We start from the raw sequence: 14,743 nt of genomic DNA, 5'->3' as shown, positions 1-14,743 counted from the left end.
CACCACCCCCATCACCCCCACCACCCCGCAGCAAGGGATCGACTACCTCTTCGGCCCGCTCTCCGCCTTCGCCCCCGAACTGGAGGAGGCACTGGCCGCCGCGCAGACGAAGCTCGCGGGCACGGGCCGCACGGTCGACGCCGTCCCCGGCACGGTCACTCCGCTCGCTTCCGAGACGACCGACGCCGTGGCGCCGCCGGTGGCGGCCGACGCCGTGAGCGGGGTGCTCCCCGTGGCCCACCGGGCCGTGGCCGGCGTCGTGCCGGTGGCGGACGACGTGGCCATCGGCGTCCGGGAGGCCGCCGCGGGGGCCGTCGCCGGTGTCCACCCCGTCCTCGCCGACTCCGCCGCGGACGTGCCGCCTTACGCGGCCGGGCTGGTCGGGCAGGTCACGCGTGACCCGGGATCGGCCGTGCTGCCGCCGGCCGTGGACACGGCTGTGAGGTCTGTCGTGCCGGTTGCGGGGCAGGCGGTGGTGGACGCGCATGGGGTGGCGTACGGGGTTGGCGGTGAGGTCACGTCGTTCGCGGGCGGGGTCGCCGGAGCCGTACCGCCGGTCGCGCACGGCTTGACCGGAGAGGCGGAGGCTTTCGTGACGGGTCTCGCGAGTGAGGTACCGGCGTTCGGGCAGGGTGTCACCGGGTCCGTGCAGCCGGTCGTGCAGACGGTCGCGGCGACCGTACGGCCCGCGGTGGACCGAGTCGGCGGCACCGCGACGACGCCGGCGTACGACATCACGGGCGAGGCGGCCCCGTTCGCGGGCGGGACCGTCGGTGAGGTCTCGTCGTTCGCGGGCGGGACCGTCGGTGAGGTCGACCCCTTTGCCCACGGCGTCGCCGGTCGGGCCGGGATCTTCGCGCAGGACCTGAGCGGGACGGCCGGGGCCACCGCGGCCCCGCTGGCCCGCCATGCCGTGGCCGACGTGGCCGACGTGGCCGACGTAGCCGGCGAGGCAGGCGTAGCCGGCTCCCCCGCCCTCAGCCGAGCCATCGCCCACCCCCGCCACAGCGTGCCGCGGCACAGCACCTCGTACGGCGTCTGACAGCCGTACGGCCATCGACCCCGCGCGGTGCGGTCCTGGACCGGCCGAAAACCGTCGGCCGGTGCGGACGGAAGCGCGCGGACCGGCCGGATGGTCCCCATTGGGGTGGGGATCGCCCGGCCAGGGCCCCCTCGGGGCCGTTCCAGGGGCCTCACCGGGCCAACCCCAACCCGGTGAGGCTCCGCACCCGCGGCACGCCGTGCCAGTGAGCGCGGCATCATGTGACAGGTATCACCGCTCAGGTGTGACCACCGATTTAGAGACCCCCGGGAAGCGGGGATAACCTGCGAGACGGACATGCCGCGCGCTCGGACACCGTGTGCGCCTTCCTAGTGACTGGCGGACGTCACGTTGCCCATCGCGGCACGCCCACGCATCCAACGAACCGCGAGATCACTGATAGGGACGGAAGCGCGTGGACCTGTTCGAGTACCAGGCGAGGGACCTCTTCGCCAAGCACGATGTACCGGTGCTGGCCGGTGAAGTCATCGACACGCCTGAGGCGGCCCGCGCAGCCACCGAGCGCCTCGGTGGCAAGTCCGTCGTCAAGGCTCAGGTGAAGGTCGGTGGCCGTGGCAAGGCCGGCGGCGTGAAGCTCGCCGCCACCGCCGACGAGGCCGTGGAGCACGCCACCAACATCCTCGGCATGGACATCAAGGGCCACACGGTCCACAAGGTGATGATCGCCGAGACGGCTCCGGAGATCGTGGAGGAGTACTACGTCTCCTTCCTCCTGGACCGTGCGAACCGCACCTTCCTCTCCATCGCGTCCGTCGAGGGCGGCATGGAGATCGAGGAGGTGGCGGAGACCCGCCCCGAGGCCGTCGCCAAGACGCCGATCGACGCCAACGTGGGCGTGACCCCCGAGGTCGCCCGCCAGATCGTCGAGGCCGCGAACTTCCCGGCCGAGGTCGCCGACAAGGTCGAGAACGTCCTGGTCACGCTGTGGAAGACCTTCGTCGCCGAGGACGCGCTCCTCGTCGAGGTCAACCCGCTGGCCAAGGTCGCCTCCGGCGAGGTCATCGCCCTCGACGGCAAGGTCTCCCTGGACGAGAACGCCGAGTTCCGTCAGCCGGAGCACGAGGCCCTCCAGGACAAGGAGTCGGCCAACCCGCTCGAGGCCGCCGCCAAGGAGAAGAACCTCAACTACGTCAAGCTCGACGGTGAGGTCGGCATCATCGGCAACGGCGCGGGTCTCGTCATGAGCACCCTGGACGTCGTCGCGTACGCCGGTGAGGCGCACGGTGGCGTCAAGCCCGCCAACTTCCTCGACATCGGCGGTGGCGCGTCCGCGGCCGTCATGGCGAACGGCCTGGAGATCATCCTGGGCGACCCGGACGTCAAGTCCGTCTTCGTCAACGTCTTCGGCGGCATCACCGCGTGCGACGAGGTCGCCAACGGCATCGTGCAGGCCCTGAAGCTCCTCGAGGACCGCGGCGAGGACGTCACCAAGCCGCTGGTCGTGCGTCTGGACGGCAACAACGCCGAGCTGGGTCGTCAGATCCTCTCCGACGCCAACCACCCGCTCGTGCAGCGCGTGGACACCATGGACGGCGCGGCCGACAAGGCCGCCGAGCTCGCGGCTGCGAAGTAAGGAAGAGGGACTCAGACAGCCATGGCTATCTTCCTCAACAAGGACAGCAAGGTCATCGTCCAGGGCATGACCGGTGCCACGGGCATGAAGCACACCAAGCTCATGCTGGCCGACGGCACGAACATCGTCGGCGGCGTGAACCCCCGCAAGGCGGGTCAGTCGGTCGACATCGACGGCAACGAGATCCCGGTCTTCGGCACGGTCGCCGAGGCGATCGAGAAGACGGGCGCGAACGTGTCCGTCCTCTTCGTGCCGCCGGCCTTCGCGAAGGCCGCCGTCGTCGAGGCGATCGACGCGGAGATCCCCCTCGCGGTCGTCATCACCGAGGGCATCGCGGTCCACGACTCCGCCGCGTTCTACGCGTACGCCGTGGAGAAGGGCAACAAGACCCGGATCATCGGCCCCAACTGCCCGGGTCTCATCACCCCCGGCCAGTCGAACGCCGGCATCATCCCGGGCGACATCACCAAGCCGGGCCGCATCGGTCTGGTCTCGAAGTCCGGCACGCTGACGTACCAGATGATGTACGAGCTGCGGGACATCGGCTTCTCGTCGGCCGTCGGCATCGGTGGCGACCCGGTCATCGGCACCACGCACATCGACGCGCTCGCCGCGTTCGAGGCCGACCCCGACACCGACCTGATCGTGATGATCGGTGAGATCGGTGGCGACGCCGAGGAGCGGGCCGCCGCGTTCATCAAGGAGAACGTGAAGAAGCCGGTCGTCGGCTACGTCGCGGGCTTCACCGCGCCCGAGGGCAAGACGATGGGCCACGCCGGTGCCATCGTCTCCGGCTCCTCCGGTACGGCCGCCGCGAAGAAGGAGGCCCTCGAGGCCGCCGGCGTCAAGGTCGGCAAGACGCCGACCGAGACGGCGAAGCTGGCGCGTGAGCTGCTGGCCGGCTGAGGCACTCAGCTGAGCACCGGTGGGCCCGCTTCCCCGCGTGGGGGGGGGCGGGCCCACCGGCGTTCCTAGCCGGGGAACGGGAGCAATCGCGCCGGGCCGCTCGCTGTCTCCTCCCGCAGCTTGTCCCGCAGTTCCAGCTCCTCCTCCGACAGAGGCCCCGGCGCGACCTTCGGCGGGACGCCCGGTACCGCCTCGCCCGGGGGGATCGGGGGCTCGTACTGGGTGGGGGCCGTCCGTAGCGTGAGGGCTGTCGTGCCGATGAGGGCGATGGTGAAGGCGATGGCGGCCCGGGTCCAGAAGCGGGCCCGGCGCTCACTGGCGTTGCGCACCGTCGGGGGGCGGGAGGCGCGCAGGCGTTCCGTGGAGGCCAGTTCGGCGAGGCGTTCGTGGAGGAGGGCCGGGTCGGACAGTTCCGGGAGGCGGGCGCTGACGGCCTCGCGGGCGTTCAGCAGGCGGTGCGCGGTCGCCGGGGTGCTCGCCTCCGTCTCCGCCGCCGTCTCCGGCAGGTCGAGGCCGACACCGTCGTACAGCACGAGCGTGCGGCGGTACGACGCCGGGAGGTCGAGGAGCACGTCCAGCAGGGCACGGTCGCTCGGGGCGGCCGGCGGGGGCTCGGGGTGCCGGTAGCGGGGGCGGAACCGGTGCCAGGGGGAGAGGGCGCAGTCGTACGCCGTGGCCCGCACCCAGCCCGCCGGGTCGGGGTCCCGTGCCACCTCCGGCCAGCGCTGCCAGGCGGCTTGGAAGGCCCGCTCGACCGACTCGCGCGCCAGCTCCCGCCGCCCGGTGAGCAGATACGTCTGCCGTACGAGGGCGGGGGCGCAGAACGCGTACAGCGCGTCGAAGGCCTGAGCGGGCGTCAGAGTGGGGCCGAAGTACCGGGTTTCCGCGCGGTCCTCCTGTGCCGGCGTCGACGCCCGCGTCCGCCTCTGCGTCTGCGTCTGCGTCTGGGTCAGCATTCTGACGTTCAGTGAGGCCAGCAGTTTCCCGTACGCCTCCCCCTTCGGGCCGCGGGGAGTCGTGCGGCCGGTCTCCCATCCGCGCACCGTCCTGCGGGGGACACCCAGTTGCTCGGCGACCTGAGCCCGCGTCAACGCGTTGGCCTCGCGCAGGCGCCGCCGTTCCTTGGGCGGGGGGAGCGGGAAAAAGAACATAAACGTATATTGAGCGACACTTCGGTGGTTCCCCTGTTACGACGGAAAAGCGCGTGTCGTTGGGAGCATGACGGTCGTGACGCAGATGACCGACCGCCGACCGCCCCTGTCCGCCCTGCTCACCGGCATGCGCGGCCGGCCGCCCGGACTGGCCGACGCCGTCGTCGGCGGCGCGCTCGCGGCCGGGCTGGGGCTCGGCTCGTTCGCCGTGCTGGTGACGCTGCTGTGGATCAGCTCGCCGTACCCCGACAGCGGGCCGGGCGGAGCGCTGCACGTCGCCGCCGCGCTGTGGCTGCTGGCGCACGGGGCGGAGCTGGTCCGCACCGACACGCTCTCCGGTGTGCCGGCACCCGTCGGCGTCACCCCTCTGCTGCTGCTCGTGCTGCCCGCCTGGCTGGTGCACCGGGCGGCGCGGGACACGGCCGACGGGGACGAGGACGAGGTGCGGGTGGGCGGCGGTACGGCGTGGACGGGCGTCGTCCTCGGCTACCTGGCCGTCGGTGCGGCCGCCGCCCTGTACGCGGCGGGCGGTGAGCTGCGGCCGTCCTGGGAGAGGACCGGGGTGAGCCTGGCGGTGCTGGTCGCCTCGGCCGCGGCGGTGGGCGTGTGGACCGGGTACGGGCGCCCTCGACCGGGGAGTGCGGAGGTGCTCCGGCACTCGGGCCGGCGTGTGCGGTGGCCGGTCCTCGGGGCGGGCGCGGGTGAGCGGCTCGCCGCGGCCGTGCGGGCGGCGGGGGCGGGGGTCGCGGCGTTCACCGGGGGCGGGGCGTTGTTGGCGGCGGTGTCGTCGGTGTGGCACGGGGACGCGGCGCGGGAGTCGTTCCTGCAGCTGACGGAGGGGGTCTCGGGCCGGTTCACGGTCCTGTTGCTGTGCGTGGCCCTGGTGCCGAACGCGGCGGTATGGGGAGCCGCCTACGCGACCGGCCCCGGCTTCCTGCTCGGCGCGGGGCACGTCGTGAGCCCGTTGTCCTCCGCTCCCGCCCCCTCACTGCCTCCCTTCCCCCTGCTGGCTGCGGTGCCGGACGCGGGCCCTGGTACGCCGCTGACCTGGGCGGCGGGGGCGGTGCCGGTGGCGGCCGGGGTGACCGTGGGATGGTTCGCGGCACGGGCGGCGGCGGAGACCGGCCGGTCGCGCATGTGGGCGGTGGGCGTGGCCGCTTCGGCGTCACCGCTGTGCGCGGCCGCGCTCGCCGTGCTCTCGGCGCTGGCCGGCGGTCCGCTCGGCGTCTCCGCCCTCGCCCGCTTCGGGCCGGTGTGGTGGCAGGTGGGCGCCGCGGTGCTGGCCTGGACGGTGCTCGTGGCGGTACCGGCGGCGGCACTCACGCGGCCACGAGGCCGCCCGTCCGCCGTACGCCTGACGTCCCCTCCCGGCGAGTCAGCGGACGCAGACGGCAGAGACGGCGGAGACGGCAGAGTCGGCGGAGACGGCAGAGTCGGCGGTGACGGCCCAGACGGCACGGACGAAGCCCACGCGTCCCACGCGGCCCAGGGGTCCCACGCGGCCCATGAACACGAGCCCTACGACTTCCTGCCCGTCGAGCCCCCGGACCCCCCGCACACTCGTTGAAGCGCCGCTCCGCTCAGTTCCCCACGCCCAGAACCCCCCGCAGCTCCTCCGGCAGGAGCTGCTTGCAGGACTGCTTCGACTCGCTGGTGAGGGCGTCGCTCGTGCAGGTGTAGTAGTCGCGGTAGACGAGCTGCGCGGTGAAGGTGATCGCGACCAGGGCGATGGCCAGGGAGGCGGTGACCAGGCCGCTCACCGCGGCCGTCGTCTTCGGGCGGGCGCCCGCGTTCGCGGCGGCGGGGTCGGGGTTGCCGGGCTTCGCGCGCAGGGAGCTGATGCCCCAGTACAGGGCGAGGGCGCCGAGCAGCAGGGCCACGTAGGGCCAGCCGGAGATGGCGAAGAAGAAGGCCCACATGCCACACATCAGTGCGTACCGCGCGCGGCGCTGGGTCGGGTCGGTGAGGTCCCAGCGGGGCGTGCGGTCGGGGCCGCCGCCCGGTCCGCCGGGGCCCTCGGGGCCCGCGCCGGGGCGCTCGCCGAAGCCGCCCTGGGAGCGGCCGGGCTGGCGGTCGCTCCACTGGCTGCCCCAGGGCGCGCCGGCGGGCGGGGTGGGGTGGTCGTCCTGGCCGTCGGGTGCGGGGTGCCGGGGCCGCCACGGGCGGTCCGGGGTGCCCTCGGGGGGCGGGGCGAAGGGGTTGTCCTCCTGGGCGGGGCCGCCGCCCTGCTCGCCTCCGGTCCTGCCGCCGCCGGTCTTACCGCCATCGCTCCTGCCGCCCGAAGGCGCGTCTCCCGAAGGCGCGTCTCCCGCAGGCGTGTCACCGGAGGGCGCGTCGGGCGGTGAGGCTGGACGCTCCCGCAGCAGCACGGCGCCGCGCAGCCCTGCGTGCGGTGGCTGCGGGGGGAGCGTGGAGAGTCGCAGACTGCGGTCCGGCATCAAGTGAGCGTCTTCCCCTAGGCGAATACGACGGTCTGGCATGGCTCTGCGCGAGCTGTTCACTACGGCAACGCACCGCACGACGACCGCGTTCCCGAGCCCGCTCCTCGCAGACGCTACCTTCCGGCCACGCCCCCGTCCCATGGGGGCTGTCCGGTGTGCCGGTATCGTTGCTGACGGTCGGCCGCTTCGTAGACTTCCCCGTATCCGGGGGCGTGAAGCATTCGTACGACCATACAAATGCTTCCCCGAGAAAGGGCCCCACCGTGGCCGCCAAGCCCGTGGCCAAGCGCCTCGTCGTGCTGGTCTCCGGATCCGGCACCAACCTCCAGGCGCTCCTCGATGCCATCGCCACCACCGGCGTCGCGGCGTACGGAGCCGAGGTCGTCGCCGTCGGTGCCGACCGGGACGGTATCGAGGGGCTCGCGCGGGCCGAGCGCGCCGGGCTGCCGACCTTCGTGTGCAGGGTCAAGGACCACGGCAGCCGCGAGGAGTGGGACGTGGCCCTCGCCGAGGCGGTCGCCGCCCACGAGCCCGACCTGGTGGTGTCCGCCGGGTTCATGAAGGTCGTGGGGAAGGAGTTCCTCGCGCGGTTCGGCGGGCGGTTCGTCAACACCCACCCCGCCCTTCTCCCCAGTTTCCCGGGGGCCCACGGTGTGCGCGACGCGCTCGCGTACGGAGTCAAGGTCACCGGCTGCACCGTCCACTTCGTCGACGACGGCGTCGACACCGGACCGATCATCGCGCAGGGCGTGGTGGAGGTCCGGGACGAGGACGACGAGAGCGCTCTGCACGAGCGCATCAAGGAAGTCGAGCGAAGGCTGCTCGTCGAGGTCGTGGGGCGCCTCGCCCGCAACGGCCATCGCATTGAGGGACGAAAGGTAGTTATCCAGTGACCGCCGAGAGCACTGCCACGGCCGAGAGCGACAAGCGGCCCATCCGTCGCGCGCTCGTCAGTGTCTACGACAAGACCGGGCTCGAGGAGCTCGCCCGTGGGCTGCACGAGGCCGGCGTCGAGCTCGTCTCCACCGGCTCCACCTCCGCGCGGATCGCCGGGGCCGGCGTCCCGGTCACCAAGGTCGAGGAGCTCACCGGCTTCCCCGAGTGCCTGGACGGCCGCGTCAAGACCCTGCACCCCAGGGTCCACGCCGGCATCCTCGCCGACCTGCGCCTGGAGGACCACCGGCAGCAGCTCGCGGAGCTGGGCGTCGAGCCGTTCGACCTCGTCGTCGTCAACCTCTACCCGTTCCGCGAGACCGTCGCCTCCGGCGCGACCCCCGACGAGTGCGTGGAGCAGATCGACATCGGCGGCCCCTCCATGGTCCGCGCCGCCGCCAAGAACCACCCGTCGGTCGCCGTGGTCACCAGCCCGGCGCGCTACGCCGACGTCCTCGCGGCCGCGCAGGGCGGCGGCTTCGACCTCGCCACCCGCAAGCGGCTGGCCGCCGAGGCCTTCCGGCACACCGCCGAGTACGACATCGCGGTCTCCTCCTGGTTCGCCTCCGCATACGCACCGGCTGACGACTCGCAGTTCCCGAGCTTCCTCGCCACCAGCCTGGAGCGCGCGCACACCCTGCGCTACGGCGAGAACCCGCACCAGCCCGCCGCCCTCTACATCGCGGGCACGGGCGGCCTTGCGGAGGCCGAGCAGCTGCACGGCAAGGAGATGTCGTTCAACAACTACACGGACACGGACGCCGCCCGCCGTGCCGCGTACGACCACGACGAGCCCGCCGTCGCGATCATCAAGCACGCCAACCCGTGCGGTATCGCGGTCGGCGCCGACGTCGCCGAGGCGCACCGCAAGGCGCACGCCTGTGACCCGCTGTCCGCGTTCGGCGGTGTGATCGCCGTGAACCGGCCGGTCAGCAAGGAGATGGCCGAGCAGGTCGCGGAGATCTTCACCGAGGTCATCGTCGCGCCTGACTACGAGGACGGCGCGTTGGAGGCCCTCACCAAGAAGAAGAACATCCGGGTGCTGCGCTGCCCCGACGGCCCCGCCCACCCCGTCGACGTCAAGCCGATCGACGGCGGCGCCCTGCTCCAGGTCGCCGACCGCCTCCAGGCCGAAGGCGACGACCCCGCCAACTGGACGCTGGCGACCGGCGAGGCGCTCTCCGCCGACGAACTCAAGGAGCTCGCGTTCGCCTGGAAGGCGTGCCGCGCGGTGAAGTCCAACGCGATCCTGCTCGCCAAGGACGGCGCCTCGGTCGGTGTCGGCATGGGGCAGGTCAACCGCGTCGACTCCGCGAAGCTCGCCGTGGAGCGGGCCGGCGCCGAGCGCGCGCAGGGGTCGTACGCCGCCTCGGACGCGTTCTTCCCCTTCCCCGACGGTCTGGAGATCCTCACCGAGGCCGGGGTCAAGGCCGTGGTCCAGCCCGGCGGTTCGGTCCGCGACGAACTCGTCGTCGAGGCCGCGCAGAAGGCGGGCGTCACGATGTACTTCACCGGGACGCGCCACTTCTTCCACTGAGGACTGACGCACCAGGGCCGTGTCTCCCGTACGGGAGACACGGCCCTTGGACGTTCCGGGTGTGCGAAACCGCTCAGTACTGCGGGCGGTTGAACCACGCCTTGCCGTTGGCGTTGCCGACGAACACGGCCACCAGGATGGCCAGCACGGTGTGGATCAGGCCGACGACGACGAACGGGTATATGCCGAGTACGGCGGTGATGATGCCGAAGACCAGGAGCGTGATGCGGACCCCGTTGCGGCCGGAGTTGAACTTCGTGGCCAGCACGATCGCGAACACGGCCCAGGCCAGCGCGAAGACGGTCATCGCCCAGATCATCCCGGACGACTGGTCGGCCAGGTCCTGGAAGGCGGTGTTGTTCTTGAGCGTGTCGTCGTTCTTCGCGGCGTTGACGGTGACGGCGGCGAAGGCGAACAGGGCCACGCCGATGATCTGCAGACCCACGATGATCCACAACAGCACGCGGGCGGTGTTCACGGTGCCGGGCATCGTCGTCGGGGCGGCGGCGCCGGCGTAGGCGCCCACCGGCGGGGCCTGCGGGTAGCCGTAGCCCGGGGCGGGGGGCTGCTGCTCGGGGTAGCCGTAACCGGGCTGCTGCTGCCCCTGGGGAGCGCCGTAGGGGTTGTTCGGGTCGCCGTAACTCATGGCGGTGTTTCCTCCGTTTTTGTTGCTAGTGCGGGGACGGCGCGCGGCCGTGGCGGAGGAAAGGTCACAGAAGCGGTGTGTCCCCCCGATACTGCCCGCGGCACTGTCTGTTCATCGTTCTTCAGGCGCCGTCGGCTTGTCCAGCCGCAATTCGTATGTGTTGTGCAAGTGCAACATCACCGATCATGGCGGGATTCGCCACCAGTGCCGTCGCACCCGCACGGGGAGAGCCCGGATTGGAACCGGGGGCCTGTCATCCGGGAGGATGGGTTCATGACCGCCAAGATTCTCGATGGCAAGGCCACCGCAGCCGCGATCAAGTCCGATCTGACCGTCCGCGTGGCGGCGCTGAGGGAGAAGGGGGTCACGCCGGGCCTCGGCACGATCCTCGTCGGGGACGATCCCGGCAGCCGCAAGTACGTCGCCGGCAAACACCGTGACTGCGCCGAGGTCGGCATCGCCTCCATCCAGCGCGAGCTGCCGGACACGGCGACGCAGGAGGAGATCGAGGCGGTCGTACGGGAGCTGAACGAGGACCCGGAGTGCACCGGGTACATCGTCCAACTGCCGCTGCCCAAGGGCATCGACGAGAACCGCATCCTCGAACTGATGGACCCGGACAAGGACGCGGACGGTCTGCACCCGATGAACCTCGGGCGCCTGGTCCTGGGCGAGCCGGCCCCGCTGCCCTGCACCCCGAACGGCGTGCTCACCCTGCTGCGCCGCTACGGCGTCGAGATCAAGGGTGCCGAGGTCGTGGTCGTCGGCCGCGGTGTCACCATCGGCCGGCCGATGCCGCTGTTGCTGACCCGGCGCAGCGAGAACGCCACGGTCACCCAGTGCCACACCGGCACCCGGGACCTCTCCGCCCACCTCAAGCGGGCCGACGTCATCGTCGCCGCGGCGGGTTCCGCGCACCTGATCCGGGCCGAGGACGTCAAGCCGGGGGCGGCCGTCCTCGACGTCGGTGTCTCGCGCAGCGCCGAGGGCAAGATCGTGGGCGATGTCCACCCCGACGTCGCCGAGGTGGCCGGCTTCCTCTCCCCGAACCCCGGCGGCGTCGGCCCGATGACCCGCGCCCAGCTGCTCGTCAACGTGGTGGAGGCGGCGGAGCGCAGTGTCGGCTGACCCGGAGGAAACCCCCGCCGCCCCCACGACGCCCGGGCCACAGGGAACGCCTGCCGCCCCCAGGACCGCCGAGACCCCCAGCGCCCCCAGGACCGCCGAGACCCCCAGCGCCCCCAGGACCGCCGAGGCCCCCAGCGCCCCCAGGACCGCCGAGACCTCCAGCGCCCCCAGGACCGCCGAGACCTCCAGCGCCCCCAGGACCGCCGAGACCCCCAGGCCCCCCAGGGGCCACGAGCCCCCACACGGCACCGAAAAGACCCCCGAGACCGCCCAGACCGCCCAGACCGCCGAGACCGCCGAGACCCCCGAGACCACCGAGACCCCCGAGCCGACCGTCCGGGACGCGATCAGCGCGCCCGACGCCGAGGGGCACCCGCGTCGCACCACCCGCCGCTTCCCGCTGTTCACCAAGGACACCGCCCGCCCCGAGGGCGGCGGCCGGGCCGCGCCCCGGGACGCTCCCGCGCCCGCGCGGCAGTGGCCGATGCTCGCCGTGCTCTCCCTGGTCGCGGTCGGCCTGCTGCTGACCGCCTTCGACCTGTTCCGGATCGGCACCCTGCTCATCGGCGTCGCACTGCTCTGCGGAGCCGTCCTGCGCTGGGTCCTGCCCGGCGTCGGCATGCTCGCGGTGCGCTCCCGCTTCACGGACATCGTCACCTACGGCGGCATCGGCCTGGTGATCGTGCTGCTGGCGTTGATGGTCCAGCCCAAACCCTGGCTGCAGATCCCGTTCCTGAAGGACACACTGCACTTCACCGTGAGCAGCTGACGCACCCGCGAGACGACGGCCCGTCCCCTCCCCCGAGGAGGGACGGGCCGTCGTCGCGCTCCACGCTCCCGCACCGCGAACTGCCTGTTCAACGCCTGTCCGGGCGCTGTGTCGCGGAGGTGACCGTTCCGCTACCGTGTCCGCGCCCTGCCACAACCGGGGCCTCCCCGGGAACCGATCGGCGGTCCCGCGTCGTCACTTGATCGGATATCGATCGGACATCGGGAACCGGACGGGCGACGACGCCGTGGAGGTGGGTGATGGGCGCCTGGCAGCCGCTGCCGGACGAGCTGCCGCCCGAGGTGCGGAACTTCGTGGAACTGTTGCGGCAGCTGAAGGACGGCACCGGCCTCAGCCTGGCCGCGCTCGGCGCCCGCACCGCGTACAGCAAGTCGTCCTGGCAGCGTTACCTCAACGCCGTCCAGCCGCCGCCCCGGCAGGCCGTCGCCGCCCTGTGCCGGGTCGCGGGCCTCACCGGACCGGACGCCGAACGCTGCGCCGTCCGCTGGGAACTGGCCGTCGAGGCCTGGCCGCGCCCGGCGTCACCGACCCCGCCGGAGACCGGTGTTCCCGGCGCCTCCGTCTCCGAGGAGTACGAGGACGCCCCCACCGTCCCGTGGTGGGAGCGCCTGGAGGACGAACCGCAGCCCCGCCCCGCAGGACGCCTCCTGCTGTACGCCGTCCTGCTCCTCCTCGTGCTGCTCCTCACCGCCGTCGCCGGCACCCTCGTCTTCGGGTGACGCGCGGGAGCGCCGAGCATGTTCAACTGCCAAGTGTCGTACGAGGTAACGCACTTGTGCTGGTTGTGTCGAAGCGTTGACAAGTTCGCGGATAGACCCCAATTCACCCGTACGGCGGGGCTAACGTATCCAACCTGGACGAGCCGGGAACCATATTCCTTAGTGGGCGCATCCCTTGGGTAGGCACACCGAGGACTCGGCGGAGGCAGTACGCACAGGGGGGAAGAGGGGGGTTTCATGCCTCGTTGGAGGGCCTTGCCGGATGAACTCGATCCGCAGGTCAAGGAGTTCGCCGGTCAACTGCGGCGGCTCGTGGACCGCAGTGGGCTGAGCATCGCGGCGGTGGCCGACCGCACGGGCTACAGCAAGACGTCCTGGGAGCGCTATCTCAACGGCCGGCTCCTCGCGCCGAAGGGCGCGATCGTCGCCCTGGCGGAGGTGACCGGCACGCATCCCGTCCATCTGACGACCATGTGGGAGCTGGCCGAACGCGCCTGGAGCCGCTCCGAGATGCGCCACGACCGGACCATGGAGGCGATCCGCATCTCCCAGGCGCGTGCCGCGCTCGGCGAGTCCGCGGCGGCCGCGGGGGGCCTCAAGCCGGGCAAGGCGGTGCGCAGGGGCGGCAGCGCCACGGTCACCCCGGGTATCGCCGGCCCGGCGGGCGTCGTCCCGACGATCCCGCCGGTCACATCGGTGTCCTCGGCCTCATCAGCCTCTTCGGCCTCACCCGCCTCTTCCGTCTCGGCGGGCTCCTCGGTCTCGTCGGTGCCCGCGCAGCCGACGGCGACGGAGGCGGACGAGCGCGAGCGGGAGCGCGCGGCACGCGGCGGTACGTCGAGCCGGCCCTCGCGGGGCTCCGTGGCGGGCGGCCCGGGCACCGGCTCGGACGCCGACTCGTGGCGGACGACCGGGTACCAGGGACCGTCGCAGCCGGGCGGACGCGCCCGGGGGCGTACGGAGTCCCCGGCGTCCCCGGTCACCCCGGCCGCCCCCGCGTCCTCACCGAAGGACGCGAAGCCGTTCGGGCCGCCGCCGCGGGGGGCCGGCGCCGACGGTCCCGCCGGGGGAGCGAGTGCCGGGCGGCGGTTGACGATGCTTCTCGCGGGTGTCACCGGTGTCCTCGTCGTCATCGCCGGCGTGCTCCTCTTCCCGTGGGGCGACGGCGCGAAGAAGGACGAGGGCGGCCCCAGGCCGCCGGCCCCGTCCGCCGCGGTCGACGCGGATCTGCCGGCCGGTGTGAAGTGCAGCGGCGCGTCCTGCGAGGGCAAGGACGCGGAGAGCATGGGGTGCAGCGGCGACCTGGTGACCACGGCCAAGACGGCCACCGTCGGCACCGCCGTCGTCGAGGTGCGCTACGGCGAGACCTGCGGTGCCGCCTGGGGCCGGATCACCCAGGCGGCGCGGGGTGACGAGGTCCGTGTGACGGTGGGGTCGGCCGCGCGGTCCGGGAGCGTCACCACGGTCGGCGACACCATCGCCTACACGCCCATGGTGGCCGTGAAGGACGCGGGCGAGGCGAAGGCGTGCGCGGCTCTGGCGTCCGGCCGGAAGGGCTGCACGACGTAGTGCCGGAGGGGCGCGCGGAGTCCGGCTCGGTCAGCGGCCCCGCCGCCCCTCGACATGGTGATTCGGCCAGGACTCGAGGGTCCTGGCCGAAAAATGTCGTGGAACAGGAATGGCCGCCGGAATCGGGGGCACGCGAATGTTACCCCCACGGGAGTCCGGCAACCCGGTACCCCCTCGGCGGCCGCCCATGTCCCCCTCTCCCGGACGGGCGGCCGCCTTTTCCGTGTCGGGACACCGCGGGCGCGCTGTGGGGTGGGCCACATGGCCCCGTACGTCCGGGATCCCGG

12 protein-coding genes and 1 pseudogene are annotated in these 14,743 nt (G+C 72.5%); 10 read left to right on the top strand and 3 right to left on the bottom strand.

Annotated features, from left to right (window positions below; translation table 11 throughout):
* The 3 genes and pseudogenes from IG99_RS44500 to sucD all read left to right on the top strand — a co-directional run.
* A pseudogene (locus IG99_RS44500) lies at nucleotides 1–1,042 on the top strand (hypothetical protein); the annotation flags it as partial.
* Between the two features lie 415 nt (nucleotides 1,043–1,457).
* Nucleotides 1,458–2,636, top strand: a complete 1,179-nt coding sequence (gene sucC / locus IG99_RS36585) for an ADP-forming succinate--CoA ligase subunit beta (protein WP_037682038.1) — start codon at nucleotides 1,458–1,460, stop codon at nucleotides 2,634–2,636.
* Between the two features lie 21 nt (nucleotides 2,637–2,657).
* Nucleotides 2,658–3,542 (top strand): succinate--CoA ligase subunit alpha, encoded by an 885-nt coding sequence (sucD, locus tag IG99_RS36580; RefSeq protein WP_037682037.1) that lies wholly within the window; start codon nucleotides 2,658–2,660, stop codon nucleotides 3,540–3,542.
* Nucleotides 3,543–3,607: 65 nt separating this feature from the next.
* Here sucD and IG99_RS36575 read toward each other — a convergent pair whose 3' ends face one another.
* The gene (locus tag IG99_RS36575; RefSeq protein ID WP_037682035.1) at nucleotides 3,608–4,693 is read right to left on the bottom strand and encodes a helix-turn-helix domain-containing protein; all 1,086 of its coding nucleotides are present in this window, start codon (nucleotides 4,691–4,693) and stop codon (nucleotides 3,608–3,610) included.
* A gap of 67 nt (nucleotides 4,694–4,760) precedes the next feature.
* Between IG99_RS36575 and IG99_RS36570 the strand changes: the two genes are divergently transcribed.
* Nucleotides 4,761–6,260, top strand: a complete 1,500-nt coding sequence (locus IG99_RS36570) for a cell division protein PerM (protein WP_051866352.1) — start codon at nucleotides 4,761–4,763, stop codon at nucleotides 6,258–6,260.
* Between the two features lie 13 nt (nucleotides 6,261–6,273).
* Here IG99_RS36570 and IG99_RS36565 read toward each other — a convergent pair whose 3' ends face one another.
* Nucleotides 6,274–7,131, bottom strand: coding sequence for a hypothetical protein (locus IG99_RS36565; RefSeq protein WP_037682034.1), 858 nt, complete (start codon nucleotides 7,129–7,131; stop codon nucleotides 6,274–6,276).
* Between the two features lie 266 nt (nucleotides 7,132–7,397).
* Here IG99_RS36565 and purN point away from each other — a divergent pair, with 266 nt between their 5' ends.
* Nucleotides 7,398–8,027 (top strand): phosphoribosylglycinamide formyltransferase, encoded by a 630-nt coding sequence (gene purN, locus IG99_RS36560; protein ID WP_037682033.1) that lies wholly within the window; start codon nucleotides 7,398–7,400, stop codon nucleotides 8,025–8,027.
* Nucleotides 8,024–9,604, top strand: coding sequence for a bifunctional phosphoribosylaminoimidazolecarboxamide formyltransferase/IMP cyclohydrolase (gene purH, locus IG99_RS36555; RefSeq protein ID WP_037682032.1), 1,581 nt, complete (start codon nucleotides 8,024–8,026; stop codon nucleotides 9,602–9,604). Before purN ends, purH begins: the two co-directional genes overlap by 4 nt.
* A 73-nt stretch (nucleotides 9,605–9,677) precedes the next feature.
* On the opposite strand, the gene IG99_RS36550 is transcribed toward purH, so the two are convergent.
* Nucleotides 9,678–10,250, bottom strand: a complete 573-nt coding sequence (locus IG99_RS36550; protein WP_037682029.1) for a proline-rich domain-containing protein — start codon at nucleotides 10,248–10,250, stop codon at nucleotides 9,678–9,680.
* A 273-nt stretch (nucleotides 10,251–10,523) separates the two neighbouring features.
* Here IG99_RS36550 and IG99_RS36545 point away from each other — a divergent pair, with 273 nt between their 5' ends.
* The 4 genes from IG99_RS36545 (at nucleotide 10,524) to IG99_RS36530 (ending at nucleotide 14,456) form a co-directional block, all read left to right on the top strand.
* A complete protein-coding gene (locus IG99_RS36545) occupies nucleotides 10,524–11,378 on the top strand; it encodes a bifunctional methylenetetrahydrofolate dehydrogenase/methenyltetrahydrofolate cyclohydrolase (protein ID WP_037682028.1) in 855 nt (284 codons plus the stop codon).
* Between the two features lie 346 nt (nucleotides 11,379–11,724).
* A complete protein-coding gene (locus IG99_RS51795) occupies nucleotides 11,725–12,147 on the top strand; it encodes a DUF3017 domain-containing protein (RefSeq protein WP_051866355.1) in 423 nt (140 codons plus the stop codon).
* 260 nt (nucleotides 12,148–12,407) lie between these two features.
* On the top strand, nucleotides 12,408–12,887 hold the full coding sequence (locus IG99_RS36535; protein ID WP_037682026.1) for a helix-turn-helix domain-containing protein: 480 nt from the start codon (nucleotides 12,408–12,410) through the stop codon (nucleotides 12,885–12,887).
* A gap of 237 nt (nucleotides 12,888–13,124) precedes the next feature.
* Nucleotides 13,125–14,456: a helix-turn-helix domain-containing protein gene (locus IG99_RS36530; RefSeq protein WP_063768380.1), complete on the top strand. Its 1,332-nt coding sequence runs from the start codon at nucleotides 13,125–13,127 to the stop codon at nucleotides 14,454–14,456.
* Nucleotides 14,457–14,743 lie beyond the last annotated feature (287 nt).

The organism is Streptomyces griseus subsp. griseus, from assembly GCF_000720255.1.
GTDB lineage: Bacteria > Actinomycetota > Actinomycetes > Streptomycetales > Streptomycetaceae > Streptomyces > Streptomyces griseus_I.
Note: the sequence above shows the minus strand (reverse complement) of the source record. Positions and strands in the feature narration are given on the sequence as shown.

Bases quoted from the DNA above. Each gene is read 5' to 3' on its own strand.
- IG99_RS36545 (WP_037682028.1), top strand. From the start codon at position 10,524: ATGACCGCCAAGATTCTCGATGGCAAGGCCACCGCAGCCGCGATCAAG.
- IG99_RS36535 (WP_037682026.1), top strand. From the start codon at position 12,408: ATGGGCGCCTGGCAGCCGCTGCCGGACGAGCTGCCGCCCGAGGTGCGG.
- IG99_RS36575 (WP_037682035.1), bottom strand. From the start codon at position 4,693: ATGTTCTTTTTCCCGCTCCCCCCGCCCAAGGAACGGCGGCGCCTGCGC.
- IG99_RS36565 (WP_037682034.1), bottom strand. From the start codon at position 7,131: ATGCCGGACCGCAGTCTGCGACTCTCCACGCTCCCCCCGCAGCCACCG.
- IG99_RS36550 (WP_037682029.1), bottom strand. From the start codon at position 10,250: ATGAGTTACGGCGACCCGAACAACCCCTACGGCGCTCCCCAGGGGCAG.
- IG99_RS36530 (WP_063768380.1), top strand. From the start codon at position 13,125: ATGCCTCGTTGGAGGGCCTTGCCGGATGAACTCGATCCGCAGGTCAAG.
- sucD (WP_037682037.1), top strand. From the start codon at position 2,658: ATGGCTATCTTCCTCAACAAGGACAGCAAGGTCATCGTCCAGGGCATG.
- IG99_RS36570 (WP_051866352.1), top strand. From the start codon at position 4,761: ATGACGGTCGTGACGCAGATGACCGACCGCCGACCGCCCCTGTCCGCC.